This is a genomic window from Streptomyces lacaronensis, from assembly GCF_047337785.1.
Lineage (GTDB): Bacteria > Actinomycetota > Actinomycetes > Streptomycetales > Streptomycetaceae > Streptomyces > Streptomyces lycopersici.
Genome location: NZ_JBLHDK010000003.1, coordinates 942,246 through 967,269, shown reverse-complemented (window position 1 = coordinate 967,269; position 25,024 = coordinate 942,246). Strand labels below are relative to the sequence as shown.

The 25,024-nt window shown below is 70.5% G+C and carries 24 protein-coding genes; 10 read left to right on the top strand and 14 right to left on the bottom strand.

All coding sequences use genetic code 11. The features are described 5' to 3' along the window. The first annotated feature begins 226 nt into the window (after positions 1 to 226). On the top strand, positions 227 to 766 hold the full coding sequence (locus ACMTAK_RS05135) for a GNAT family N-acetyltransferase (protein WP_413805031.1): 540 nt from the start codon (positions 227 to 229) through the stop codon (positions 764 to 766). Positions 767 to 812: 46 nt separating this feature from the next. Here the strand turns inward: ACMTAK_RS05135 and ACMTAK_RS05130 are convergent, their stop codons facing one another. From ACMTAK_RS05130 to ACMTAK_RS05095, 8 genes are all read right to left on the bottom strand, one after another. Further along, positions 813 to 1,223: a VOC family protein gene (locus ACMTAK_RS05130; RefSeq protein ID WP_413805030.1), complete on the bottom strand. Its 411-nt coding sequence runs from the start codon at positions 1,221 to 1,223 to the stop codon at positions 813 to 815. Positions 1,224 to 1,307: 84 nt separating this feature from the next. Then, positions 1,308 to 1,925, bottom strand: coding sequence for an MPN domain-containing protein (locus ACMTAK_RS05125; protein ID WP_413805029.1), 618 nt, complete (start codon positions 1,923 to 1,925; stop codon positions 1,308 to 1,310). 141 nt (positions 1,926 to 2,066) lie between these two features. Beyond that, complete coding sequence (locus ACMTAK_RS05120; protein ID WP_413805028.1) at positions 2,067 to 2,711, bottom strand: DUF2690 domain-containing protein; 645 nt, start codon at positions 2,709 to 2,711, stop codon at positions 2,067 to 2,069. Next, positions 2,708 to 2,977: a peptidoglycan-binding domain-containing protein gene (locus tag ACMTAK_RS05115; RefSeq protein WP_413805027.1), complete on the bottom strand. Its 270-nt coding sequence runs from the start codon at positions 2,975 to 2,977 to the stop codon at positions 2,708 to 2,710. The genes ACMTAK_RS05120 and ACMTAK_RS05115 overlap by 4 nt, the downstream gene beginning before the upstream one ends. After that, the gene (locus ACMTAK_RS05110) at positions 2,971 to 3,174 is read right to left on the bottom strand and encodes a hypothetical protein (RefSeq protein ID WP_413805026.1); all 204 of its coding nucleotides are present in this window, start codon (positions 3,172 to 3,174) and stop codon (positions 2,971 to 2,973) included. The genes ACMTAK_RS05115 and ACMTAK_RS05110 overlap by 7 nt, the downstream gene beginning before the upstream one ends. A 274-nt stretch (positions 3,175 to 3,448) precedes the next feature. After that, positions 3,449 to 4,978 carry an L-piperidine-6-carboxylate dehydrogenase gene (gene amaB / locus ACMTAK_RS05105; protein ID WP_413805025.1) on the bottom strand — a complete coding sequence of 510 codons (1,530 nt, stop codon included), beginning with the start codon at positions 4,976 to 4,978 and terminating at the stop codon, positions 3,449 to 3,451. 24 nt (positions 4,979 to 5,002) lie between these two features. Continuing rightward, complete coding sequence (gene hglS, locus ACMTAK_RS05100) at positions 5,003 to 6,400, bottom strand: 2-oxoadipate dioxygenase/decarboxylase (protein WP_413805024.1); 1,398 nt, start codon at positions 6,398 to 6,400, stop codon at positions 5,003 to 5,005. A 29-nt stretch (positions 6,401 to 6,429) separates the two neighbouring features. Then, complete coding sequence (locus tag ACMTAK_RS05095; protein WP_413805023.1) at positions 6,430 to 7,602, bottom strand: NAD(P)/FAD-dependent oxidoreductase; 1,173 nt, start codon at positions 7,600 to 7,602, stop codon at positions 6,430 to 6,432. A gap of 172 nt (positions 7,603 to 7,774) precedes the next feature. Between ACMTAK_RS05095 and ACMTAK_RS05090 the strand changes: the two genes are divergently transcribed. After that, complete coding sequence (locus ACMTAK_RS05090; RefSeq protein ID WP_413805022.1) at positions 7,775 to 8,800, top strand: LysR family transcriptional regulator; 1,026 nt, start codon at positions 7,775 to 7,777, stop codon at positions 8,798 to 8,800. Positions 8,801 to 9,073: 273 nt separating this feature from the next. Beyond that, on the top strand, positions 9,074 to 10,495 hold the full coding sequence (locus ACMTAK_RS05085; protein ID WP_413812805.1) for an amino acid permease: 1,422 nt from the start codon (positions 9,074 to 9,076) through the stop codon (positions 10,493 to 10,495). Between the two features lie 76 nt (positions 10,496 to 10,571). Here ACMTAK_RS05085 and ACMTAK_RS05080 read toward each other — a convergent pair whose 3' ends face one another. Further along, positions 10,572 to 11,495 carry a LysR family transcriptional regulator gene (locus tag ACMTAK_RS05080; RefSeq protein ID WP_413805021.1) on the bottom strand — a complete coding sequence of 308 codons (924 nt, stop codon included), beginning with the start codon at positions 11,493 to 11,495 and terminating at the stop codon, positions 10,572 to 10,574. Between the two features lie 215 nt (positions 11,496 to 11,710). Between ACMTAK_RS05080 and ACMTAK_RS05075 the strand changes: the two genes are divergently transcribed. The 5 genes from ACMTAK_RS05075 (at position 11,711) to ACMTAK_RS05055 (ending at position 18,617) form a co-directional block, all read left to right on the top strand. Next, a complete protein-coding gene (locus tag ACMTAK_RS05075; protein ID WP_413812804.1) occupies positions 11,711 to 14,647 on the top strand; it encodes an FAD-binding and (Fe-S)-binding domain-containing protein in 2,937 nt (978 codons plus the stop codon). After that, a complete protein-coding gene (locus ACMTAK_RS05070) occupies positions 14,644 to 15,789 on the top strand; it encodes a Glu/Leu/Phe/Val family dehydrogenase (RefSeq protein WP_413805020.1) in 1,146 nt (381 codons plus the stop codon). The genes ACMTAK_RS05075 and ACMTAK_RS05070 overlap by 4 nt, the downstream gene beginning before the upstream one ends. A gap of 256 nt (positions 15,790 to 16,045) precedes the next feature. Further along, complete coding sequence (locus ACMTAK_RS05065; protein ID WP_413805019.1) at positions 16,046 to 16,603, top strand: TetR/AcrR family transcriptional regulator; 558 nt, start codon at positions 16,046 to 16,048, stop codon at positions 16,601 to 16,603. After that, positions 16,600 to 17,493, top strand: coding sequence for an aldo/keto reductase (locus tag ACMTAK_RS05060; protein WP_413805018.1), 894 nt, complete (start codon positions 16,600 to 16,602; stop codon positions 17,491 to 17,493). The genes ACMTAK_RS05065 and ACMTAK_RS05060 overlap by 4 nt, the downstream gene beginning before the upstream one ends. Before the next feature lie 104 nt (positions 17,494 to 17,597). Further along, positions 17,598 to 18,617, top strand: a complete 1,020-nt coding sequence (locus ACMTAK_RS05055) for an NADPH:quinone reductase (RefSeq protein ID WP_413805017.1) — start codon at positions 17,598 to 17,600, stop codon at positions 18,615 to 18,617. 27 nt (positions 18,618 to 18,644) lie between these two features. Here ACMTAK_RS05055 and ACMTAK_RS05050 read toward each other — a convergent pair whose 3' ends face one another. The 4 genes from ACMTAK_RS05050 to ACMTAK_RS05035 all read right to left on the bottom strand — a co-directional run bounded on the left by ACMTAK_RS05050 (position 18,645) and on the right by ACMTAK_RS05035 (position 21,424). Next, a complete protein-coding gene (locus ACMTAK_RS05050; protein ID WP_413805016.1) occupies positions 18,645 to 19,262 on the bottom strand; it encodes a TOPRIM nucleotidyl transferase/hydrolase domain-containing protein in 618 nt (205 codons plus the stop codon). Next, the gene (locus ACMTAK_RS05045) at positions 19,255 to 19,641 is read right to left on the bottom strand and encodes a hypothetical protein (protein ID WP_413805015.1); all 387 of its coding nucleotides are present in this window, start codon (positions 19,639 to 19,641) and stop codon (positions 19,255 to 19,257) included. Before ACMTAK_RS05045 ends, ACMTAK_RS05050 begins: the two co-directional genes overlap by 8 nt. A gap of 15 nt (positions 19,642 to 19,656) precedes the next feature. Continuing rightward, the gene (locus tag ACMTAK_RS05040; protein WP_413805014.1) at positions 19,657 to 20,448 is read right to left on the bottom strand and encodes a class I SAM-dependent methyltransferase; all 792 of its coding nucleotides are present in this window, start codon (positions 20,446 to 20,448) and stop codon (positions 19,657 to 19,659) included. Positions 20,449 to 20,647: 199 nt separating this feature from the next. Beyond that, complete coding sequence (locus ACMTAK_RS05035) at positions 20,648 to 21,424, bottom strand: alpha/beta fold hydrolase (protein ID WP_413805013.1); 777 nt, start codon at positions 21,422 to 21,424, stop codon at positions 20,648 to 20,650. A 209-nt stretch (positions 21,425 to 21,633) separates the two neighbouring features. Between ACMTAK_RS05035 and ACMTAK_RS05030 the strand changes: the two genes are divergently transcribed. Then, positions 21,634 to 22,905, top strand: coding sequence for a cytochrome P450 (locus tag ACMTAK_RS05030; RefSeq protein ID WP_413805012.1), 1,272 nt, complete (start codon positions 21,634 to 21,636; stop codon positions 22,903 to 22,905). A 7-nt stretch (positions 22,906 to 22,912) separates the two neighbouring features. On the opposite strand, the gene ACMTAK_RS05025 is transcribed toward ACMTAK_RS05030, so the two are convergent. Further along, positions 22,913 to 24,316: an MmgE/PrpD family protein gene (locus tag ACMTAK_RS05025; protein WP_413805011.1), complete on the bottom strand. Its 1,404-nt coding sequence runs from the start codon at positions 24,314 to 24,316 to the stop codon at positions 22,913 to 22,915. A 181-nt stretch (positions 24,317 to 24,497) separates the two neighbouring features. On the opposite strand from ACMTAK_RS05025, the gene ACMTAK_RS05020 reads away from it, so the two are divergent. Continuing rightward, a complete protein-coding gene (locus tag ACMTAK_RS05020; RefSeq protein WP_413805010.1) occupies positions 24,498 to 24,845 on the top strand; it encodes a phosphopantetheine-binding protein in 348 nt (115 codons plus the stop codon). The last annotated feature ends 179 nt before the right edge of the window (positions 24,846 to 25,024 follow it).

Genomic DNA, 25,024 nt, shown 5'->3' with positions numbered 1-25,024 from the left:
TGTCGCCCGAATACGGTTTTCCCCAATGCCGCCATGCCCCGGTGCCGCCGATTTCGTTCTGCCAGACCCTCGGAAACACCGTAGTCCCAGGCCGAATCACTCGCAGCACACAACCAGCCGAAAGTCTGATGCGAAACTCCCGCTCAGCCGGGGAATTTCGTAATCCGCTTGAACGCCTATTCGATCGACCGGTCGTTCCGTGCATTTTTCTGTCTAGACTTCCGCCGTGAACGACACCACGCACACCATACGGATCAGACCGGGCGATCCGGCCGACGCGCCAGCGGTGCTGGACATGCTCGACGCCGCGGTGGTCTGGATGAACGATCGCGGCAACACCGAGCAGTGGGGCACGATGCCGTACTCGCGGCGGCCCGGAGGGGTGGCGCGGGTCGAGCGGTATCTGACCGAGAACACCCCGTTCATCGCGGAGTTGGCGGAGTTCGGCGGGACACCTGTCGGGGCCCTGGTGCTGGACTCCGGGCCCAGCTCGCAGATGCCGATCGCCCCGGCCGACGAACCCGAGCGATACGTCCGGCTGCTGGTCTCCGACCGACGGCACATCGGCCTGGGTATCGGGGCGGCGCTGCTGGCCCATGCGGCGGAGGAGACCCGGCGGGCCGGGGTGGAGCTGCTGCGGGTGGACTGCTGGGCGGGGGGCGGGGGCGAACTGGTCGCGTTCTACGAGCGGAACGGTTTCACTCCCACCGAGCGCTTCCTGTCCGGGGAGTGGCCGGGGCAGGTGTTGGCGCGGCGGGTCGACTGACGTGTGTGCGGGGCGCCGCTCCCTGCGGTCGGCGCCCCGTGCTCCGTTACGCGTCGTCGGTTTCGGCGGCCGGGCGGGGGCCGCCGAAGCCGTGGGCGGAGAGGTCGAACCAGTTGCCCTCCGGGTCGATGGCCCGGTACTCGGCGAACGGGCGGTTGGTGAAGCGCTCGGCGGGCTCATCGGCGCCCGAGGCGACCAGAGCGGCGGATATCTCGGATGTGTCGGCGACATGGAAACCGAAGTGGTTCATGCCCAACGGGGTTTCGCCGTCGAGCTGATGCTTGATCAGTGCGAGGGTGAGATACCCGTCGGAGAGGAAGCAACTGCCATCGGGATCCCGGTGGAAGAGCTCCATGTCGAAGATTCCGCTGTAGAACTCGGCCAGCTTCTCGGGGTCACGGGCGACAATGGCCAGATGCCGCAGTTTGGGCCGGTCCGGGGTGGACGCGTCAGACATGGGCAATTCCTCCAGCGGTCGGAAACCGGCGGGGTGGCCGGTCGGGAGTGGGAATCATGGTGGGGAACGCGGTGATCACCGACCTCACACCCCGGCCACGGCCCGGGTCCGTATCCGCAGCGGGAGTTCGGGGCACGGAAGGTGAGGGCTCTCGGGTGGGGGCGGCGCCCAGGCGGCGAGGGCGTGGTACATGACGTCGCCGCGACGCTCCAGATAGCAGATGAGATTGACGGGCCAGCCGGTGTTGCCGAAGACGTGCTGGTCCATCGGGGTCGGGCGCTCGCTGAGGATGAGCTGCCGCTCCTCCGGTGGGCCGATGCGATGCCAGTCCGGGTGCATATGCACGGACCCCAGGATCTCCAGACCGTCGGCTTCGGCCTCGCGCGAGGCCCTCAGCAGGTCGTGGGAGTCGATCCACCAGCCACGTGTCTCGTTCTCGTACGCCGGGCCGAAGAGCGGCACGATCGACTCGGTGAACTCACGGCGCGCGGCCGGGTCGGTGGCACGGGCATTGCGGCCGAACGCGACGCGCTCGACGGTCAAGGTCGCCTGGTCCGCCGAACCCACGAGGAGAGCGAAGCACGGCAGTGGTGTCTCGGAGGTGATGCGCCGGTACTCACCGACGGCCACCTCGAGGAATTCATCGAGCGCCTGATCCTCTACCAGGACCGTACAACATTCACCTAAGTGCGACGCGCGCATGTCAAACCACCTATGGGGGTGTGGACGTCGAATGCGGTGGGGGAGCGGAGCCGTCGTACTGTACCCCGGTATTCTTTTGGGCTCAAACGGCATCCATGGACTTCTCCCCCGGCCGGGCCCTGCGCGCATGGGCCCGCATGGTCAGCGGGTGAAGCACTCCCGGGTGCTGTGAAGTCTCGGTTCGAAACAGACCCGTAGCCTGCTGGGATCCGTGCCGTCGACCATGGGTGTGAAGACGTAGTCCTCCGCGTCGTACGTGTCGGTGACCTCGGCCCGCTGCGGTCTGCCGCCGTCGGCGGACACCTCGATGACGTTCCCGATGTGCGAGTGCCAGATCCGCGCCCATGCGGCGGAGCACGCCGCGCTGTATCTGAACTCCAGCCGTGCGCCGGTGGAGGTGCGGACCGGCGAGCCGAGCGCTCGGACCCGTGAGGGTGTGCCGCAGCCCATCAGCCCCGGGTCCTTGCCGACACAGCCGTGGGCGCGGCAGGCGGGGGACGGTGGCGCGGTGGACGAGGGCTCGTGCGCCGCGGAGTCCCTCGATCCCGTGATCGCCAGGACTGCCACCCACGCCGCCGCCACGGTGGCCCCGACCACCCACGCGGCCACGCCGACAGCGGCCCATCCGCGCAACCCGGCGCGCCTGCCGTGTCGTTGCTCCGGCTCGGCTGGACGCGGCGACCGGCCATGGTCGCCCATGGCATCGGGCTCCGGTGGCGCCGTTCGCAGCCCGGTGGCCAGGCGTGTGCACGCGGATGCGGTGGCGGGCGGAGTGGTGTCCTTCATCGTCGCAGCACCTGCCAGGTGTGCGGGCCGACGATGCCGTCGGGTGGCAGCCCGGACTTCTTCTGCAGTCGTTTGACGGCGCAGGGGTAGGTCTTGCCCGGCCGGTAGGCGAAGGTGCCATGGGAGGGGCCGGGCCCGGCCGCCGCGCCGCGCTTCGTCTCGGCCGCGTTCGTCCCGCTGTCCCCTCCGTCCTCCCAGGGCGCCGCGATCAGCAGTCCCACGAGCAGCGCTCCGAGCGCCACGGCCGCGCAGACGCCGATCAGCACCCGAGGGCGTACGCTCCCTGGTTCCGGTGCTCCGCCCGCATGGGTCGCTCGTCCCACACCGCCGTTCTCTCCCGCCACGCGGCCTCGGCCACCTCGTGGAGCACCAGCAGGCGGGTCGGCTCGACGCCGCCCACCCGGGCCAGTTCCTCCACCGCCTGCCGTGGCGGCAGCGCCACCGCGCGCCTTTCGCTCAGCACGCACCCCGGACCCCGGCCCATCACGTCCCAGCGGTGCGTCCTTGCGGGCGGTATCCGCGCAGGTCAGCGCGTGGGACGTCCCCCGAACTCCGCAATGCGCCGCGAGCCCTGGCAAGTGGCTGGGGTGGGGCGGCAGTCTCGGTACCGCACGTCGGGCGGCGCGGTCCACCCCGCGCCGCCCTCACCACCCGCCCGCACCACACCACGGCGGTGGTCCGTCCTTCACGGGGGAAGGACGGACCACCGTCCGCGCATGCGGGGGAGAGGCGCCTGATCAGAGGAAGCTGACGCCCTGGGCGAGGGAGAGCTCGCTGGAGTAGTTGATGGTGTTGGTGGCCGAGCGCATATACGCCTTCCAGGCGTCGGAGCCGGACTCCCGGCCGCCGCCGGTGTCCTTCTCGCCGCCGAAGGCACCGCCGATCTCGGCTCCCGAGGTGCCGATGTTGACGTTGGCGATGCCGCAGTCGGAACCCGCGGCGGACAGGAAGATCTCGGCTTCCCGCTGGTCGCGGGTGAAGATGCTGGACGACAGGCCCTGGGGGACGTCGTTGTGCAGCGCGATCGCCTCCTCGAGGGTGTCGTACGTGAGGACGTACAGGATCGGGGCGAAGGTCTCCTCCCGTACGACGTCCGTCTGTGCGTCGACGCGGACGAGGACCGGCTCCACATAGGCGGCCGCGGGGGCGGCCTCGGCCAGGCGCCGGTTCCCGCCCGCAAGGATCTTGCCGCCCTGGGCCCGGACCCGGGCGAGGGCGCCGTTCATGGTGTCCAGGGCCGCGGCGGAGACGAGCGGACCGACCAGCGTGGTGTCCTCGAACGGATCGCCGATGGGGAGCTTGCCGTAGGCCGCCGTCAGCCGCTCGACGAGGGTGTCCGCGATGTCGCGGTGGACGATGAGGCGGCGCAGCGTCGTACAGCGCTGGCCCGCGGTGCCGACCGCGGCGAAGACGATGCCCTGGACGGCGAGGTCGAGATCGGCGGACGGGGCGACGATCGCCGCGTTGTTGCCGCCGAGTTCCAGCAGGCTGCGGCCGAAGCGGGCGGCGACGCGGGGGCCGACCTCGCGGCCCATACGGGTGGAGCCGGTGGCGCTGACGAGGGCGACGCGCGGATCGTCGACGAGCTTCTCACCGACCGCGCGGTCACCGAGCAGGAGACGGTGTACGTCGCGGGGCGCGCCGACCTCCTCGGCGGCCCGGCCGAGCAGGTGGTCGCAGGCCAGGGAGATCAGCGGGGTGAGCTCGGAGGGCTTCCAGATCACGGTGTCGCCGCAGACGAGGGCGACGGCGGTGTTCCACGACCACACCGCGGCGGGGAAGTTGAAGGCCGAGATGACGCCGACCACGCCGAGCGGGTGCCAGGTCTCGGCCAGCCGGTGGCCGGGACGCTCGGAGGCGATCGTACGGCCGTACAGCTGCCGGGACAGGCCGACCGCGAAGTCACAGATGTCGATCATCTCTTGGATCTCGCCGAGCGCCTCGGAGCGGATCTTGCCCGCCTCGATGGTGACGAGGTCGGCCAGGTCACTCTTGTGCTCGCGCAGCAACTCACCGAGGCGGCGCACGAGTTCACCACGGCGCGGCGCGGGCGTGGTGCGCCAGGTGAGGAAGGCCGTACGGGACGCCGCGATGGTGTCTTCGGCGTCGGCGCCGGTGGCGGCGGTGAGTCCGAAGAGGTTCTCGCCGGTGAGCGGTGTGCGGGCGGAGAAGTCGCCGCCCTCGGCCACGTCGACGCCGATGTTGTCGAGGGCGGTACGGGCGCGGGCGCGCAGGTGGTCCGTGGTGGGCAGTGCGGTGCTGGTCATGGCGGTCCTCCGGGGAGTGAGGGGTCAGCTGAGGGTGCCGGTGAGGCCCAGCTCATGGGCGACGTGTGCGAGGGAGGCGTCCTGCTGCCGCGCGTAGAGGGCGAAGGGGTCCAGGACGTCACGGCCGATGGCGCCGGAGAGCCAGTCGGCGTCGTACGCCGTGCCCTGCTGGTCGCGGTGGCGGGTGCCCTGGCCGCTGAGGTTGGACTGGAAGATCCCGGCGGCGGAGCGGGGCAGGAAGTCCTCGTAGACGATGGGCTCGGCGCGCACCCAGCCCTGCCGCAGCAGCTCGCCGACGCCGGTGGGCGGCCCGCTGCCGTCGCGGGGCCGGTCGGGGTGGACGTGGTAGGTGAAGTAGGCCAGCCCCTCGGCGGCGAGTTCCCGTTCGCTGCCGGGCAGATGCCGCTCCCATACGGCGCGGGCGATCTCACCGCGGGATGCCGAGGGGTTCTGGGAGGCCTGCTCGTCCACGTGGCCGAGGAGTTCGTCGTAGCGGGCCCGGCCCTCGCGGGTGAGGGCGATGCCGCGGGCCTCGACCTCACCGAAGCGGACTCTGAGGGCGCCGCTGATGACACTGCCGTCGGGGGTCCGCATCGCGCGGGGTTCGGCCAGGGCCCGGAAGGAGGTCTGCCGCAGCAGCACATCGGGGCCCTTCCAGGCCGGCGGGCCCTGGATGGTGTCGATCATCTCGATGCCGCGGTCGGTCATGCGCCGGTAGAGCTCGTCGATGTCGAGGACGCGCGGGGTGAGGTGGTTGATGTGGGTGCTGCGCACACCGCCGATGTCCGCGGCCACGGCGGAGATCCGCTCCAGGGTCTCGTACCAGCTCTTGTCGACCGGCTCGGCGGACAGCTCGAATGCCCGCACGGCGAGGTGCAGGAAGCGCTCGGCCTCCTCCTGGGGCAGCTCCCCCTCGGCGGCGGCACGGTCGGCCAGCGCCAGCAGCTCGGGGGGAAAGAGCTCGCGGTCCGCGAGGAAGGCTTCCAGGCGCGAGCGCAGCTCGGTGTCGAAGAAACGGGGGTCGGCCGGGGTGAGCATGGAGGTGAAGACCCGGAAGGGATTGCGCGCCAGTTCCTCGCCGTCCACGGGCCGGAAGGCGGTGGATACCACGGGGACGGCGCTGGCCGCGGCCTCCCGCAGGTCGTAGAAGCCCACCGGGTGCATACCGAGGGCGCCGAAGATCCGGGCCACTTGCCCCAACTCCCGTGGCGTGCCGACACGGATGGCCCCGTGGCGCTCGGCCGTCACCCGGCTGATGGACCCGAGACGTGTCGCGTCGGCTCCCCGCGCACGCAGGACGTCCTCGTTGACCTCGCGCGAGACGTCCACGAGCGTGGCGTAGGCGGGCACCTCCTGCCCGTACATCTCCGACAGCCGGGCCGCGAACGCGGCCCTCAGCTGCCACTGGCTGAGCGTTGACATGGTTCGGCCTTTCGATCGGGGTGCATGGTTCACACCACGTGTGCTTCGGGGCGGGACTCGGCGCCGTGGTGGAACCGGTCGGCGCTGAGCGGGGAGATGTCGGTGAACGGCACACGCTCCAGGTACAGATCGCGCAGGACCTCGCCGACCGCGGGTGCCTGAAGGAAGCCATGGCCGGAAAACCCGGCCGCGTAGAGGAAGTTGGGCAGCTCCGCGGAGCGGCCGATCAGCGCGTTGTGGTCCGGTGTGACCTCGTACAGACCGGCCCATCCGCCCACGGTCTCCATGCCGGCCAGGGCCGGGGCGCGGTGGCGGGCGACGGTGCGGAACAGCTCCAGCCACTCCGGGGTCCAGGTGGTGTCGAAGCCGTCCTCCTGGTCGGGGTCGGCCAGCCCGAGCAGCAGACCGTCGTCGCTGTTGTGGAAGTAGGCGGTCGAGGAGAAGTCGATGGTGAACGGGATGCGCGGGGCGGGCGGGGTGATCGGCGCGGTGAACGCCAGCTGCCGCTTCACCGGCCGGACCGGGAGGTTGACGCCGGCCATCTCCCCGATCCGCCCGGACCAGGCCCCCGCCGTGCAGATCACGGTGGAGCACGCGATGCGGCCGTGGCTGGTGTGCACACCGACGACCCGGTCCCCGGCCGTGTCGAGGCCGGATACCGCGGTGTGGGTGGCGATGGTGACGCCGGCCCGGGCCGCCGCCCGTGCGTACCCCTGGACGACCAGCCCGGGGCGGGCGTGTCCGTCGGCGGGGGAGTACGCGGCGGCCACGAGGCCGTCGGTGCTGAGATAGGGACACAGGCGCTGGGCCTCTTCGGGGGCGATCATGCGGCTCGGCACGCCCAGGCTGTTCTGGAGCAGGACCCCGGCCTCGAAGTCGTTCGCCTGCTGTGCGCTGTCGAGCAGGAAGAGGTAGCCGACGGTGTCGAGCCGGATGTCGGCGCCGGGCCGGTGGCGGAACTCCTGGTAGGCACGCAGGCTGCGGCTGCCCAGCTCGATATTGAGCGGATCGGAGAACTGGGCGCGTACGCCGCCGATCGGCTTGCCCGAACTGCCGCGGCCGAGGTCGTCGCGCTCGACGACGACGATGTTCGTCACCCCGGCCTCGGCGAGGTGAAACGCGGTGCTCGCACCCATCACGCCGCCACCGATGATCACAACATCGGCGGAGGCGGGAACGGTGCGGAAGGCGGAGGAGGACAACAGGCCACTCCCTTCCAGAGGCCACCTCGCCGGACGGGGACGGGTCCACGCCCGGGGGCGGCAGGGCTGTCAGGACAGAGCGATGCCGATCAGCTATCTCCGCGTCATCGTGCAGCACACCAACGTTGACGTCTATCAACGGTCCATGCTTCCGATCTTTTAGGATCCCTATATGGACTGGACGAGTGCGCAGCTGCGTTCGCTGGTGGAACTGACCAGACGCGGGACCATCACCGCCGTCGCGGAGGCCCTGGGATACACGCCCGGCGGGGTGTCGCAGCAGATCACCGCGCTGGAGAAGGCCACCGGCATGCAACTGCTGCGGCGGGTGGGACGCCGGGTGGAGCTCACCGACGCCGGGATGACACTGGCCCTGCACGCCGAGCGCATCCTCACCACGGAGGCCGAGGCCGTCGAAGCGCTGGAGCGCACCCGGAACGAGGTCTCCGGGACGCTGCGGGTAGGGCTCTTCGCCACGGCCGCCGCCGAGATCCTGCCGCCCGCCCTGCGGCAGGTGCGCGAGACCCATCCCGGAGTGACCGTGCGCAGCCGGGACATGGACGTGGACGAGGTGTACGACGCGGTGGCCGGCGGAAGCGTGGACCTGGCGCTGGGACTGGACTACCCGGACGTGCCCATCCCACGGGATCCGTCGCTGCGGGTGCGGGAGCTGTCCAGGGAGCGCTTCTCGCTCGCGGTGCCCACCGGGGCCATGTCCGGGAGGTCCGGCAGGTCCGGTCGATCGGATCAGTCCGGCGGGTCCGGTCAGTCCGGCAGATCCGGTCAGCCCGGCGGGTCGGGTCGGCAGAAGGTCTCGCTCGCCGACACCAGGGACCTGGGATGGATCCTGCCGTCCGTCGGCAGCTACTACGGCCGCGCCGTGCTCACCGCCTGCCGCCGTGCCGGATTCGAACCGCAGGTGCTGCACGAAGTGACGGACACGGCCGCCACCCTGGCCCTGGTCGAGGCCGGAGTCGGGGTCAGCGTGGTGACGGATCTGATGCTCCGGCTGCGCCCGTCCTGCCTCGACGTCCTGGACCTGCGCGAGACGATGGAACGCCACATCGTGGTGGTGTACCGCTCCTTCGCCGAGCACCGGCCGACGGTGGCCGCGCTGGTGGATGTGTTGCGCACCTCGGCGGGTCGGCGGCCACCCGGGGGTCGGCAGCAAAGCGGGAACACGCTCCTCACCCGCTGACGAGACCATGAAATGGCCCAGTTTTTCTTGGTCTCAGGGGCGCAAGTTGTCGCGCTGCTGAGTCTTTCGGGCGCGGCAGACCCTGGGCGATGGTTTCAGGCCAGTGGTGACCCGCACCACGCCGGTGGCCCGTCGTGCCGCCGCTTGTCTGCCATGGAGCCAGCCATGTCCCCCAACCACACCCCCAAGCCCGGGCTTCCCGCCCTCCTGGGAAGAGGCCCCCAGGGGATCTTCCGGCGCACACTCCCCTCCGAACAGCCCGCGGGCGAGCGCATGGTGCGCACCCTCGGGCTCACCCAGCTGACGATGATCGGCGTCGGCGCGATCATCGGGGCCGGTATCTTCAGCCTGGCGGCGGCCGTCGCCAGGGACGTCGCCGGTCCCGCCGTACTGATCTCGTTCCTGGTCGCCGGAGCCGCGTCGCTGTGCGCGGCCTTCGCGTACGCGGAGTTCGCCGGCATGGTGCCGAAAGCGGGCTCCTCCTACACCTACTGCGCCGCGGTCCTCGGGGAGGTCGTGGGGTGGATCGTGGGGTGGGACCTCCTCCTGGAGTACACCGCCATCGTCGCGGTCGTCGCGATCGGCATGTCCGGCTACCTCGGCTTCCTCCTGGACGCCGTCGGGATCCACCTGCCCACCTGGGCACTGGGCGCGCCCGGCACCGGCGCCGGCCACCGGATCGACCTGCTGGCCGTGGTGATCTGCCTGGCCGTTGCCTGGCTGCTGACCCGTGGCACCCGCACCTCCGCCCGCGTCGAGACCGTGCTGACCATCGTCAAGATCGCCATCGTTCTCGTGGTGATCGCGGTGGGCTTCACCAAGGTCGACAGCGGGAATCTCACGCCGTTCGCGCCCTTCGGACTCGGCGGGGCCTTCACCGGCGCCGCCACCGTCTTCTTCGCCGTCTTCGGCTATGACGCGCTGAGCACCGCCGCCGAGGAGTCGGTGGAGGCCCGCAACAAGCTGCCCAGGGCCATGATGCTGTCGCTGGGCATCTCCATGGCCCTGTACGTGCTGGTGTGCGTCGTGCTCACCGGCATCCAGCACTACAGCGAGCTCAACCCGAACAGCGGCATCTCCAGCGCCTTCGCCAGCGTGGGCCTGAACGGACTGGCCAACGTCATCGCCGTCGGAGCGGTCATCGGCATCGTCACCGTGACGTTCTCCTTCATGATGGGCGCCTCGCGCCTGTGGTACGCGCTCAGCCGGGACGGACTCATGCCGGCGTGGTTCGGCGCCATCCACCCCAAGCGCAAGGTGCCGCACCGCGCCACCTGGATCATCGGCATCGTCTCCGCCGTACTCGCGGGCGCGCTTCCCATCAACGCGGTGGCGGAACTGACCAACATAGGAGTCCTGCTGGCCTTCATGGTGGTCTGCGCGTCCGTGCTGATCCTGCGCTACCGGAAGCCGCACCTCAAGCGCGCGTTCCGATGCCCCGGGATGCCGGTGGTGCCCGTCCTCGGCATGGTCTTCTCCGGCTGGCTGATGTCGTTCCTGCAATGGGAGACCTGGGTTCGGCTGGCGGCATGGCTCGTTGCCGGGCTGGTCGTCTACGGCGCCTACGGCTACCGCCGCACCCGCCAGGTGATGCCCGGAGGGTCCGTGGACCTCGACACCCTGGACGACCTGGCCGACACCGAGGATCCCGAGCCGCACACCCCGACCACCTCCGCCAGTTGGGTGCGCAGATAGTGGGTGGCCACCGGGAAACCGGTGCGGGGCGCCCCCTTTGACGACAGCGACGCCGCGGAGATCCGTCAGAAGGGCCCTAGTCCGGCTGTTCGTCCCGCGTGGCGTGCACATACGGTTCGTCTGCCGGTACCGCGCCGCGCAGCGAGCGGATCATCGTGCCCAGCAGCGGGTTGCTGTTCTCGTGGCGATGCAGGGCCATCACGCGGCGGAACGCCAAGCGCTGCGCCAGCCGAGTCGCCTCCACCGAGTCGCCGGGTGAGTGACCGAGCCCCGGCACGATGGCCACTCCAAGACCCGCGGACACCAGCTCCCGTACGACGTCGTAGTTATTGCTGCGAAAGGTGACCGCGGCCTCGTAACCGGCCGCCGCGCACAGCCGGGCGAGCGAGAGCGCACCGGCCGTGCCTTCCCTGCTGGTGATCCAGCGGGCCTGCGAGAGCCCGGCCAGGCGCGGGCTCAGACCGCTGCCACGGGCCCTGAGCAGCACGAGATCCTCGCGTACGAGCTGGTGGCAGGCCAGGCCGTCCGACCACTGCCGGGGGCTCAGCCCGTACTCGTACACCAGCGCCACATCCAGATCCCCGGCGTTCAGCGCGGCGACGAGCTCCTCCGGCTCGCCCTCCTCGAGCTGCACCTGCGCCCGCGGGTGGGCCGACGTCAGGGCCGACAGCGCCGGTGGCACGAGCCGGACACTGGCGGTGGGGAAACTTCCCAGCCGCAGCCGAGCCGTGGCACCGGTGGCGAGCTGGTGCACCTGATGGCCGAGGTCGTCCATGGCCGCCAGCACCGGGACACTGAGGTCGACCAGGCGGTGAGCCGCCGCGGTCGCCCGGACACCGTGCGCCTCCCGCTCGAACAGCACCAGTCCCGTCTCCTTCTCCAGGGCCGAGACCTGCTGGGAGATCGCCGAGGCGGTGTACCCGAGCTCGCGGGCCGCGATGACGAACGAGCCGGTGCGTACAACGGCCCTCAGGGTGAGCAGATGCTGCGGCTTGAGCAACGCGTACCTCCCGTCGGACTCCGGAACGGGCCACAGCGTAAGCATCGCTGTGGCTCAAAGGTCAATACTTTCGTGCTGCTGGGTCTTGTGAGGTGGGCCGGGGCCCCGGATCGTGGCTGTGACGAGGACGAACATGGCCGATGGACAAAGGAGCTACCGCAGTGACGGCGACCGCGCAGGGCCCGCAACGTCCCGACGCCGCGACAGCGCGGGGCATGGAACGTCCCGACACCGCGACGCGCGGCCCGCAACGTCCCGACGCCGCGGCCGTGACCGAGGCGCTCACTCAAGGCGACTGCGGCGAGGTGCACGGCGACGCCGGACGCCGGGCCCAGTACGCGGCCGACGCCTCCAACTACCGCCAGGTCCCCCTGGCCGTGGTCTTCCCCCGCGAGCGGCGGCACGTGCTCAACACCATCGCCGTCTGCCGCCGCCTGGGCGTGCCGATCACCTCGCGCGGCGCGGGCACCAGCACCTCGGGACAGGCCATCGGCTCCGGCGTGGTCATGGACTTCTCCCGCTACTTCAACCGCCTCCTCGCCCTGGACCCCGACACACGGACGGCCACGGTGCAGCCCGGCATCGTCCTGGACGAGCTGCAACGGGCCGCCGCCGAACACGGCCTGCTCTTCGGCCCGGACCCCTCCACCCACAGCCGCTGCACCCTCGGCGGAATGATCGGCAACAACGCGTGCGGCTCACACTCCGTCGCCTGGGGGCGAACCGCGGAGAATGTCCTGGAGCTCGAAGTGGCCACCTATCGCGGCACCGTGCTGCGGCTCGGTGAGATGACGCAGGGAGAGATCGACGCGGCCATCGCCGTCGGCGACGACCGCGCCCACCTCATCGCCTCCCTGCACCGCCTCGCCGAGCGGAATCTGGCAACCCTGCGCACACGGCTGGGCCGGTTCCCCCGTCAGGTCTCCGGCTACGCCCTCGAACACCTGCTGCCGGAGCGGCGCTTCAACCTCGCCCGGGCCCTGGTCGGCAGCGAGGGCACACTCGCCGTCATCCTCTCCGCCACCGTCCGCCTGGTACCGCCTCCTCCCGCACGAGCCCTGGTGGTGCTCGGCTACCGCGACGCATGCGCGGCAGCCGACGCCGTACCCGGCCTCCTGGGACATCGCCTCCTGGCGCTGGAAGGGCTCGACCAGGCCCTGACCGACATCGTCACCCGCCCCGGGACCCGCCGCACGATCGACACCTTGCCCGGGGCGCGGGCGTGGCTCTTCGCGGAACTCGGCGGCGAGGAGGAGGAACTGCCCTGTCGTGCCGAGGAACTTGTCGCGGCAGCGAGGGAGAGCGCGGGCTTCACCGGGGGCGAGATCGTCACCGATCCCCTGCGCGCCCGACAGCTGTGGCGGATCCGGGAGGACGGAGCCGGTCTGGCCACCCGGCTGCCCGACGGATCGGAGGCGTGGCCCGGCTGGGAGGACGCCGCCGTCCCTCCCGAGCAACTGGGCTCGTATCTCCGGCAGTTCACCGAACTGCTCGCGCGGCACCACCTGCGGGGAGCCGTCTACGGGCACTTCGGGGAGGGCTGCCTGCACGTACGGATCAACTTCGACTTCACCACCGACCACGGGACCGCCGTCTTCCGTACCTTCGTCACCGAGGCCGCCGCACTCATCGCCGCACACGGCGGCTCCCTCTCCGGAGAGCACGGCGACGGCCAGGCGCGCTCCGAGCTGCTGCCGCTGATGTACGGCCCCGACGTCATGGCCCTGTTTCAGCAGTTCAAAGACGTCTGGGACCCCGACAACGGTCTGAACCCCGGAATGATCGTCGATCCGCTGCCCCTCGACGGCAATCTGCGGGTCGGCCCGCACCGCGCCCCGCCGTCACTGACCACCGTCTTTCCCCTCCACGCCGACGACGGCGACTTCGCCAAGGCCACCCGCCGGTGCGTCGGCGTCGGCAAATGCCGTACCGCCGCCCCACACGGCGATGTCATGTGCCCCAGCTACCGCGTCACCCTCGACGAGAAGGACTCCACCCGCGGCCGTGCCCGTCTGCTGTACGAAATGACGCAGGGCGAGGTCATCACCGACGGCTGGCGGTCCACCGAAGTGCGGGACGCGCTCGATCTGTGTCTGTCGTGCAAGGGGTGCAGCGCCGACTGCCCGGTCGGCGTGGACGTGGCCACGTACAAGTCGGAGTTCCTGCACCACCACTACCGGCGACGGATCAGGCCCGCCTCCCATTACTCCATGGGCTGGCTGCCCCTGCTGTCCCGGGTCGCCGCCCGGATGCCCCGGCTGGTCAACGCCCTCACGGCATCCCGCCTCGCACCGGCGATCAAGCGGTTGGGAGGCATCGCCGCCGAGCGCGAGGTGCCCCGCTTCGCCGACCGGACCTTCCTGGCCTGGTTCCGCGCGCGCACGCCCGAGGGCGACGGACACCGTGGCCCGGTCGTGCTGTGGGTGGACTCCTTCAACAACCACTTCACCCCCGACGTCCTCAAGGCGGGCGTGGCGGTTCTGGAACACGCCGGATATCGGGTCCAGGTCCCGCCCGGCACCCAGTGCTGCGGCCTGACCTGGATCACCACCGGACAGCTGGGCATCGCCCGCCGTGTCGCGCGCCGCACCGCCACCGCGCTCGCACCGGCCGTCCGTGCGGGAATGCCGGTCGTGGGCCTGGAGCCGAGCTGTACCGCGGCGCTGAAAACCGATCTGCCCGAGCTCCTGGACGGTGACACCGACGCACGCGCGCTCGCCCGGTCCACCCTCACCCTCGCCGAACTCCTCGTCCATCACACCGCGGGCTGGCGGCCGCCGCACATCGACGCCCGCTCCATCAGCCAGACCCACTGCCACCAGCACGCCACCAGCGGCTTCACCGCCGACAGCGCCCTCCTGGACGCCATGGGCGTCGACAACCGCGTGCTGAACTCAGGCTGCTGCGGCTTGGCCGGAAACTTCGGCTTCGAACGTAACCACTACGACGTGTCCGTGGCGGCCGGCGAACAGGTTCTGCTGCCCGCCGTCCGAGCCGCCGCACCGGACACCGTCGTCCTCGCGGACGGCTTCAGCTGCCGCACCCAGATCGCTCAGCGGACCGACCGCGCGGGCACCCACCTCGCCGAACTGCTCGCCCGTGCTTCGCGCCATCAGCCCTTCTCCTCAGCAGACAAGGAATCCGCACCGTGACTGACGCACTGTCGCTCATCGACGACTGGGGACCCGAGAAGATCGTCGTCGTCTCCCACCGACGCACCGGCATGAAGGGCGTCCTGGTCATCGACAACACCGCCCGTGGCATCGGCAAGGGCGGCACCCGGATGAGCCCGACCGTATCCGTCCGTGAAGTCGCCCGCCTGGCCCGCGTCATGACGTGGAAGTGGGCCAGTGTCGACCTCTTCTACGGCGGTGCGAAAGCGGGAATCGTCGCCGACCCGGCCTCCCCCGGCAAGGAAGCGATCCTGCGGGCCTTCGCCCGCGCCCTGTCCAACGAGGTGCCCCGCGAATACGTCATGGGCCTCGACATGGGCCTGACCGAGAACGACGCGGCCATCATCCAGGACGAGCTCGGCGACCGCGGCGCGGCCGTCGGCACCCCGGGCCACCTCGGGGGAGTGGCCTACGACGAGCTCGGCGTCACCGGCTACGGAGTGGCCGAGGCCGCCGACGCGGCCGCTCAGCACCTCCGGCTGCCCCTCGGCGGCGCCCGGGTCGCCATTCAGGGATTCGGTGCCGTCGGCCACGCCGCCGCCGTGCGGTTCGCCGAACTCGGCGCCACCGTCGTCGCCGTCTCCACCGCCGAGGGAGCCCTTCACGATCCCGCCGGACTGGACGTGCCCGCCCTGCGGACCGCGCGGGAAGAGCACGGCGACGACTTCGTCACCCGCCACCACCAGGGCATCGCCGTACCAGCCGGCCAGGAACTCACCGTCGACTGCGACATCCTCGTCCCGGCGGCCTTGCAGGACGTCATCGACGAGACAACCGCCCACCAGATCAAGGCCAAGCTGGTCGTGGAAGGCGCCAACCTCCCCACCTCACCCCAGGCGCAGTCCATCCTCGCGGAACGTGGCATCTCCCTCCTGCCCGACTTCGTGGCCAACGCCGGTGGCGTCGTCGCCGCCGCGTTCGCCATGGACGCCCGCTACTCCGGATTCCGGCCCGAGAGCTCCACCATCTTCGAGACGATCTCCAAGCGGCTGCGCACCAACGCCGTCACGGTTCTCGAAGAGGCCCAGCGCCGCGCCACCACCCCGCATATCGCCGGGCGCGGGCTCGCCGAGGAACGCGTCCGCGCCGCCATGCGCAGCAAGGGCCGCATCGACCCCTGATCGTCGTGTTACCTGCCAGGCAGGTGACGGCCTGGGTGCGGTGGCCCGCGACGCCGTGGGCTCACGGAGCTCGGCCCAGCGCGCCAAGACCTGGGAGTGCGCGAACCCCGACCGTACCCGTCTCCTCGTGGATGTGTCGCACTCCGGGGCCCGGCGGTGGAGAACTCAGAGCACGTGTTGGATCACAAAAAGAACGGAGATTCTGTTAGCGTACTCGGCGCAAGCAGAACCAATATTCCTTTTGTGGGGGTGTGTGGTGCCGCGGCTCACCGACGCGCGCAAGGAACTCCGGCGTGCCCAGATCGCCGAGGCCGCCGTGCGCTGCTTCGGCCGCAATGGTCTGGAGCGGACCTCGATCGCCGACATCACGGCCGAGTCCGGCCTCTCGGCCGGCTCGATCTATGCGCACTACCGCAACAAGGCCGACCTGGTCCAGGCCGCCGCCCGCGAGGTGCTCGCCAAGCGCGCCGAGGTTCTCGGCGAGTACGCCGCGAGCGACGCTCCGCCCGGACCCGACGAACTGCTCGCCCGCCTGACCGCCGCGATCGACCCCGCCGAGGCCCGGGTCGGCGTGCAGACCTGGGGGGAGGCGACCACCGACCCGGCCGTCCGCGACATCGTCGTCGACATGACGGACCGGATGCGGGCGATGCTGCACGACTGCGTCACGGCGTGGCTGGTCAAGGTCGAGCATCACGAGCCGGTCGGGGCCCGGGAGCGCGCCGCCCCGATCGCTCACCGGGTGATGGCGCTCTACCAGGCCGAACTGCTCTACACCGCCTTGCGATCAACGACCGAGGAGACAGCGTCATGACCACCCCGACCGCTTCGTTCGCCGGCCGCACCGTTGCCCGGATCGGCTACGGCGCGTTGCAGCTCGAGCGCCTGCGCGACCGCCGCGGCGAGGCCGTCGCGCTGCTGCGCCGCGCGGTCGAGCTGGGCGTCGACCATGTGGACACCGCAGAGTTCTACGGTTTCGGTTTCGCCAACCAGGTGATCCGCGAGGCGCTGCGCCCCGAGGACGACGTCCTGGTCGTCACGAAGGTCGGCGCCGACCCCGACCCCGGCGGGCAGTTGCCGCTGCGTCTGGCACAACGGCCCGAGCAACTGCGCGCCAGTGTCGAGGACAACCTGCGCGGCCTCGGCGTCGACCGGCTCGCGGTGGTCAACCTCCGCCGCCTGGACACCGGGCCCGGGCTGCGCCCCGAGGGCGACCAAGTCGTCGGCCTCGACGACCAGCTCGCGACGATGACCGCCCTGCGCGACGAGGGCAAGATCGGCGCGATCGGCCTGAGCAGCGTCACCCTCGACGGCCTGCGCCGCGCCCTGCCGGCCGGCATCGCCTGTGTGCAGAACGCGTACAGTCTCGCCTCCCGCGACGACGAGGACATGCTCGAACTGTGCACGGCCGAAGGCATCGCCTGGGTGCCGTTCTTCCCGCTGGGCGGGGCCTTCCCCGGCCTGCCGAAGGCCACCGAGGAACCGGCCGTTCAGGCCGCGGCCGAGTCCCTGGGCGTCACGCCCTCCCAGGTCGGCCTCGCCTGGCTGCTGCACCACGCCCCGAACGTGCTGCTCATCCCCGGCACCGCCGACGCCGCCCACCTCGAGGCCAACATGGCGGTCGGCGAGATCACCTTCGACGCCGCGACCCTCGCCACCCTCGATGCCATCGAATCCCGCTCCAACGAGGCCCCCATCGGCTGACCGGAACCACAACGCGACCAGGTTCGCGACCATGTGCCGGACGCCCTGACGGAACGCCGGGCCGCGCCGGTGAATCCCGCTCCACCAGGCTCTGAGGACGGATCATGAAGGCCATCATCTACCGCGACAACGGCGACCCCGACGTTCTTCGGCTCGTCGACCGCGACCTGCCCGCGCCCCGCCCCGGCGAGGTTCGCGTACGGATCGCCGTGTCCGGGATCAACCCGACCGACTGGAAGGCCCGTTCCGGCGCCTCCGGCCCCAAGCACTTCCCCGAGGTCACCCCGCACCTCGATGGCGCCGGCACGATCGACGCCGTGGGTGAGGGGGTCGACCGGAGCCGGGTCGGCCAGCGGGTCTGGCTGTTCCTGGCCGCCGCCGGGCGGCCCACCGGTACCGCCGCCGAGTTCAGCGTCGTGCCCGCCGAGCGGGCCGTGCCCCTGCCCGACGAGGCCGGTTTCGACGTCGGCGCCGCACTCGGCGTCCCCGCGCTCACCGCGCACCGCGCGCTCACCGTCGCCGAGGACGGGCCGCGCCGTCTGCGGCCCGGGGCGCTCGACGGGAAGGTGGTGCTCGCCGCGGGCGGGGCCGGGGCGGTCGGACACGCGGTGATCCAGCTCGCCCGGTGGGCCGGCGCCACCGTGATCAGCACGATCAGCGGCCCGGAGAAGGCCAGGCTGGCCACCGCCGCCGGGGCCCACCACGTGATCAACTATCGCGAGGGCGACCCGGCCGCCGAGATCCGCGAGATCGCCCCGGACGGCGTCGACATCGTCGCCGAGGTGGCGCTGGGCGCCAACCTCGCACTGGACATGGCCGTGTTGCGGACCCGCGGCACGATCTCGACCTACGGCAACGACGGTGGCCGGCCGGTCGAGCTGGACGTGATGCGGAACATGGTGCTGAACACACGCTTCCAGTTCGTGGTGCTCTACACGGTCGGTTCGGAGCCGCTCGCCGCGGCCGTTGAGGACGTCGCCGCCGCGGTGCGCGGTGGCGCGCTGCCGGTCGGCGAGGAGCACGGCCTGCCGCTGGTCCGCTTTCCGCTCGACCGCACCGCCGACGCACATCGAGCGGTGGAGAGCGGCGCGGTCGGCAAGGTCCTGGTGGACGTCGCGTCGTGACGTCCGGTCGGCCACGGCATCCTGGGGTCAGAGGCTGGTGAGCAGGGCGTCGAGTGGCGCGGGTACGCGGTCGTCGTCGAGGGCCTCGACGAGGACGCGGCCGTAGTGGATCTTCCGCCCCTTCTTCGTGCCGAGGAAGCGCCGCAACTGCTGCTGTGAGGTGCGGCTCTGCTGTGCGGGCTGGCGCAGGAAGGTCCGCAGGGCGCGCAGGTCGCCCTCCGCCCGGACGAGCTCCGCCACCTGGGTCACGCCCAGGGCGCGGATGAGCTCGTCCTCCAGATCCGCCGCACAGACGAAGAACTCCTGCCGAGCCGCGCCGGCCCGCTCCAGACCGCGGGTGTAGAAGCGACGCTCCGCCTCGTCGCACAGTCCGGTGAGGCGGAGGCCCAGACCGGGCGGCCCGAGGAGATGGGCGAAGCGTCCGACGCTCATGGCACCGCCCATCGGCAGGACGCAGACTCCTTCGGCCGCCAGGTCCCGGCCGTGGCGGGCGGCCAGCGCGCTGACCGCCGCGGCGTCGCTCGGCCCTTCGAGCAGGACGACCGCCCGGACGGGCAGCCGCGCGGCCAGCTCGCGCGCGGGGTTGTCGGGGCCACCGGCCGCCCACGCGGTGACGGCTTCCCGGAACGCCCCCATGTCAGCCATGAGACGAGTCTCCGGCCCTTCCGGCCGCCACGCCAGGGAATTTCACCCACCCGGAGACGGACGTCACTCCATGACCACCACGCTCGCCACCACGGCCGGGACCCTGGCCGACCCCGACACCCCGTTCGCGGTGGTCGACGTGCACGTTCGCGGTGGTCGACGTGCACAAGGACACGGCGTGTTGCGTCGCGGCGTCACCCTCCGCGTCCTGCTGGACAGCGTCGAGCAGGACGCCTTCGTCGCGGAGGCCTCCCGCCGGGCCGGTGTCGGCGTTCCCGCGCAGATCGAGATCGACTGCGGCGGCCACCGCGGCGGCCTCAAGACCCCACTGCCGATCGACGTCCGGATCGAGACCGTGCGAGCGTCCGCCGTCGACCATTGGCGGGGATCATCCTCAGGTGCGGGTGGCAGTGACGGCCAGGGTCGCGTACCGCATGGGGAAACTGCCGCCGTGGGCGTCGACCGCGTCGCCCATGGCGGCCAGAAGTTCGTCGCGTCTGCCGGATGGGAGCCGGGTGTAGGCGCTCAGCGTGGGAAGGACGTCGAGCCATTCGTCGCGGGTGTAGGTGCGCTCCCAGTCGAAGCGCAGGAAGTCCGGTTCGGCGAAGCCACCCGCTGCCCGGATGTTGTCACCGGCTTTGGCCACGCTCCTGGCACAGGACTCGAATGTCGAGGTGGAATTCTTGAGGAGCGTCGTGTTTTCGGGGAACATGCGCCGGTTGATCTCGAGGAACGCCTGGGCGAGTTCCCTTGGGGTTTCGCTGGCGTTCCAGAAAATGGTGAGTCGGCCACCGGGGCGCAGGGCGGTCGCTGCCTTGACCGCACCGGCCAGCGGGTCGATCCAGTGCCAGGTCCGGCCCGCCACGACGGCGTCGAACAAGCGGCCGGCGGGGTCCCAGGCCTCAAAGGTGGACACCTCGACGTCGAGCCCGCGCGAGCGGGCGTATGAGGCCGAGCGCTCGTCGGGTTCGACGCCGAGGACCTGGCAGCCGGTCTCCTGCAAAAGGCGGGCGACGACGCCGGTACCGCAGCCGACGTCGACCGCGGTGGCCGGAGCGGAGCTGGTGATGGCCTCGATCAGGGCCGGGGGGAAGCTCGTGCGGGCGCGGTCATAGCGCTCGGCGTCGGCGCCGTAGGACTCGGCCATCTCGCGGTGCTGGTGGAACATGCCGCTCGAAGTGGACATGCGCACACGCTAAGGGCCGCATGCGCACCGGTCAACGGCGACGATCTCGTTCTGCCCGCCGATACCGTTCAACCAGGGCGTGGTCGAGGGCGAAGCCTCGTCCCGTGTCTGTCCGATGCGCGCTCGTGGGCCTCGTGGGTGAGCGCGACCGAGAGCACGATCCCGAGCAGCGGCACCGGGACGAGGCCGCCGGCGGGGTTCACTTGAGGAAATCGGCCGCCCGCTCGCCCCATGTGCGGAGGTCGGCGCGGGTCTCGGACACGTGCAGGGTCGAGCCGGGGATCGCGGCGGCGAGCGTCTCCGACAGGGACACCGGGTGGCCCGGGTCGCCGGCCCAGGCGAGGATCAGCGTCGGCTGGGTGATCCGCGCGATGGCGTCCAGCGGCGGCAGGTCGCTGATGCCCGCCCCGAGCAGGACGGCCGGAAGCAATTCGGCCGTGACGTCCGGGGTGGGCGGAAAGCCCTCGACCTCCGCGAAAATGGCCGGCACCGGGGCCTTCGCCAGGACCTTGGCCAGGGCCTCCACCCCCTTCTGCTGCGCGTAGTCCGCCAACTGCCGGTACACGTCGCCCTGCGCGGCTCGTGCCTCCCAAGCCGTCGGAGACGCGGTGAGGACGAGCCGGTCGAAGCGCTCCGGATCGGTCGTCACGGCGTGCAGCAGCGCTCCGGTGCCCATCGAGCAGCCGATCGCCGAGACGGGCGCCGCCGGGGAGAAGTGCCGGACGAGCTCGATCATGTCCTCGCCCTGCGACTTCCACGAGTAGTCGGCCGGGTCGCCGGTCCCTTCGGACTCGCCGTGGCCACGGGCGTCATAGGAGATGAGGCGTCGGCCGGCCGAGGTCACCACGGAATAGTCGGTCAGGTTCGCCCGCCGTTCGGAGGCCCGGCTGCCGCACAGCCCATGGGCGTTGAGGACGACCGGTCCTGAGCCCTCGTCGGAATAGGCGAAGCGGATTCCCCGCAGACTTACCGTCACTGTTCTGCCTTTCGAGTGTCGGCCACCCCCGTCGAGGACGATCTTAGAGCTGCGGTGAGAAAGGCGGCGATGTCGGAGAACGACCGGGCGTCCGCAGCCGCGTGGCAGGACACTCCCGACGCCGGACTTGCGTCATGCAAGCAGCGTATACAGTGCAGTTGCGACAGATGTGATCATCATCGGCCAGGTAGCAAGGAGGCTCACCCCCTGTGAAAGCCACCCCGCGGAACACCACCCCGCAGCGGCCGATCCCGCCGGAGATATTCGAGCGCAACGGCTGCCCCTTCGATCCGCCCGCCGCCATGAAGGCCTTGCACGACCGTGGCCCGGTGACCCGGATCGACCTGCTCAACGGTGCCCACGCCTGGCTCGTCTCCGGTTACGAAGAAGTGCGCGCCGTACTCGGCGACGCCCGCTTCAGCTCCGACCGCCTCCGCTACCCGAGCACATTGAGCATGTCACCCGAGGAAGTGGCCAACCGCCAGGCCCAGCCGGGCGGGCAGTGTCCTGTCGCCCCGCAGGAGCGCAAGGACGGCATGTTCATCTTCATGGACGCGCCCCAGCACCCGAGGCTGCGGCGGCTGCTGTCCGGCCAGTTCACCGTCAAACGCATGAAACACCTGGAAGACCACGTGCGTGACTTAGCGGTGCGGCTCATCGACGTGATGCGGGCCGACGGCACCCAGGCCGACCTGGTCAAGGCCTACGCGCTGCCGCTCCCGTCGCTGGTGATCTGTGAACTGCTCGGCGTCGACTACGCCGACCGCACCGAGTTCCACCACCGCACCGCGATCGCCCTGGACCTGTCACGCCCCAGCGAAGAACGCCGGCAGGCCAGCGGCGAGCTGCGCCAGTTCATGGCCAAGCTGGTGGGCGCCAAACGCAGGCACCCGGGCGACGACATCATCTCCGGGCTGATCCACGACGACTACGACCCGCCGCTGACCGACCGGCAGTTGGTCGACATCGCCACCACCCTGCTCAGCGCCGGCCACGAGACCACCGCCAACATGCTCGCCCTGAGCACCTTCGCCCTGCTGGAAAACCCCGACCAACTCAGCCGCGTACGCGACGACCCGACCGTGCTGGACAACGGCGTCGAAGAACTACTGCGCTATCTGTCGGTCTTCCACAATGGCCCGACACGGTTCGCCACCGAGGATCTGACCGTCGGCGACGTCACCATCCCGGCCGGCGACACCGTCGTCATGGCCGTACCGGTCGCCAACCGCGACGAGCAGCGCTGGCCCGAGCCCGACCGTCTCGACCTCACCCGCCCCCGAACGTCCCACCTCGCCTTCGGCCACGGCGCCCACCTGTGCCTGGGCCAGCAACTCGCCCGGGTCGAGCTGCGCACCGGCCTCGCGGAGCTGATCACCCGCCTGCCTGGGCTCCGGCTCACCACCCCGGCGAGCGAGATCCCACTGCGCGAGCAAATGGTGGTCTACGGTGTTCACTCGCTGCCCGTCGCCTGGAACTGACGGTACGTCAACGCTTGGTCGAGGTTCGGTCGGTGAGTTCGCGGATTGATTCGAGCGTCTCGATGCGCTGCACCAGCCCGATGATTTCGTCGGCGCGGTCGGCGCCCAGGATGGGGCTGACGAGGCCGGCGAACTTGGCTTTCAGAGTCTCCCACTGGCGGGGCAGCTCGTTGTCGGACTTGACGGCCAGCGCGTTGACGCGCGCCTTCAGCTCCTCGCCGTCTCTGAGCCGTACCCGGACCTCGGTCGGCATGGTTATGTTGCGGACACGCGTGACCGGCGTGACCCGGACGCGACGGCGGAGCGCGACCATGGTGGGGTCCTGGATCCTCTCGTCGGTCAACGCGGAGGGTCCCGTCGCGCTTCCCGCGAGGGCCAGCGCCGCGGCGTAGCGGATACTGAACATCCCTTCGACGCCGGTCCGGGGTTCCACGATGTCGCACACCTCCAGGTGCTGGGCGGAGACGAACACCTCGGCTTCGTCGACATCGTCGGCGGAGAACGCGTGCCGCTCCCTCAGGAGCTGGAAGCCGTCGATCGCGGAATGCGTGGCACCGCACAGTGCGTGCGGCTTGAACACGAGCCACTCGACGGCCAGCCGTTGGCGCAGCGAGGTTCCCGGGCCCGTCGGTTTGAAGTCGGCGGGCCCGTTGTTGTGCGTGGCGGCGAATCCCTGCGGCGCCTCGAGAATGGTGGTGTCCCCGGTGTAACCCGCTTCCGCCAGCCGGGCCGACAGGATTCCGACCGCTGCCGCGTTCCCGACGTTCAGGTGCTTCGACATCGTCCCGAAGCTCGCCCGCAAGCCCGACGCCTGGGTTCCGGCGATCCCCAGCGCGTGCCGCAGCCGCAGCGGATCCAGCTCGAGAAGGCGGCCCGCGCCCATCGCCGCGCCGAATGCGCCGAAGGTGCTGCTGCCGTGGTAGCCGCGGTCGTACGAGGCGCTGCCGCACGCGGCGGCGACCATCTTTCTGGCCTCATGGCCGAAGAGCATCCCCTGGATGGTCGTCGGTCCGTCCTTGTCCAGTTCCTCGGCCAGGGCGAACACCGCGGGAAGGATCACGGCCGACGGGTGGCCGCCGATGCTCATGTCGTCGTAGTCCAGCGCGTGAGCGGCGATGCCGCCCGCCAGCGCCGCCTGACGCGCCGTCAGCCGGTATGGGGTGCCGATCACTTGGGCCGTGGGGCTGCCGCCCTCGGCCGTCAGGAGCTGTTGGATCGCGCGGGCTGACGGCTCCTGCGCCCCGGCGATGCTGACCCCGAGCCAGTCGAGCACGGCGTGCCGCGCTCGCTCGATCACCCGCTCGGTCAGCTCCCGCGATGAGATCTTGCTGACCTCGGACACCAGGTGCTCGGTGTAACCGGTTTCGGCCTCCAAGGGGGTGGAGGCTGTGGTCACTGTCCGGCCGGTCATCGCTTCCACCCTCTGTCGCTCCGCTCTGCCCGGTGGGCTCGTCCCACGTCGGCCACTCGCCGTGGTGGAGACACCAACATCCGTATACAGCCCGTCATTTAAGCATGTGATACGATCATGGCGCCCGGCTGGCGGTGTATTCCGCGTGGCTCGACGCGAAACCGCGTTACGGAGCCCGGGAGTGCCGCGCATCCACGACGTACCGATCGACAAGCGTCTGCGTAACACCGAAGGGGACGGAATGGAAGCGCGTACCGCTACCCTCACCGAAATCCGCGACTGGCTGACGGATTACCTCGCGGCGAAGCTGGAGCGCTCGCCCGAGGAGATGGACACTACCGAGAACCTCATGCATTCCGGAGTGGACTCGCTGACAATGGTCGCGCTCGGTCTGAGCATCGAGGAGACCTTCGAGTTCGAGATCGAGCCGGACTTCTTCAGTCGTTTTTCCACTATCGACGAGGTGGCCAAGGCGTTGCACGACCGGGTGCATTCCCCCGCTCAGGAGGCGGGCGGCGACGCCGTCTGAGCCTCGGCCGGTATGTCCTAAAATCGCGCGATTGCGGGTCGTCCTGAACCCGTAGATCACCAGTGTTAGATGGACCACATTGATTGTCGATCAACCGGTCGATACGGTGCGTTCATGGTCCAGTTAAGTGAGGATTTGGATGGTTGCCGAGTCGCGCTGTCCACTTCGGTGAACCGGGC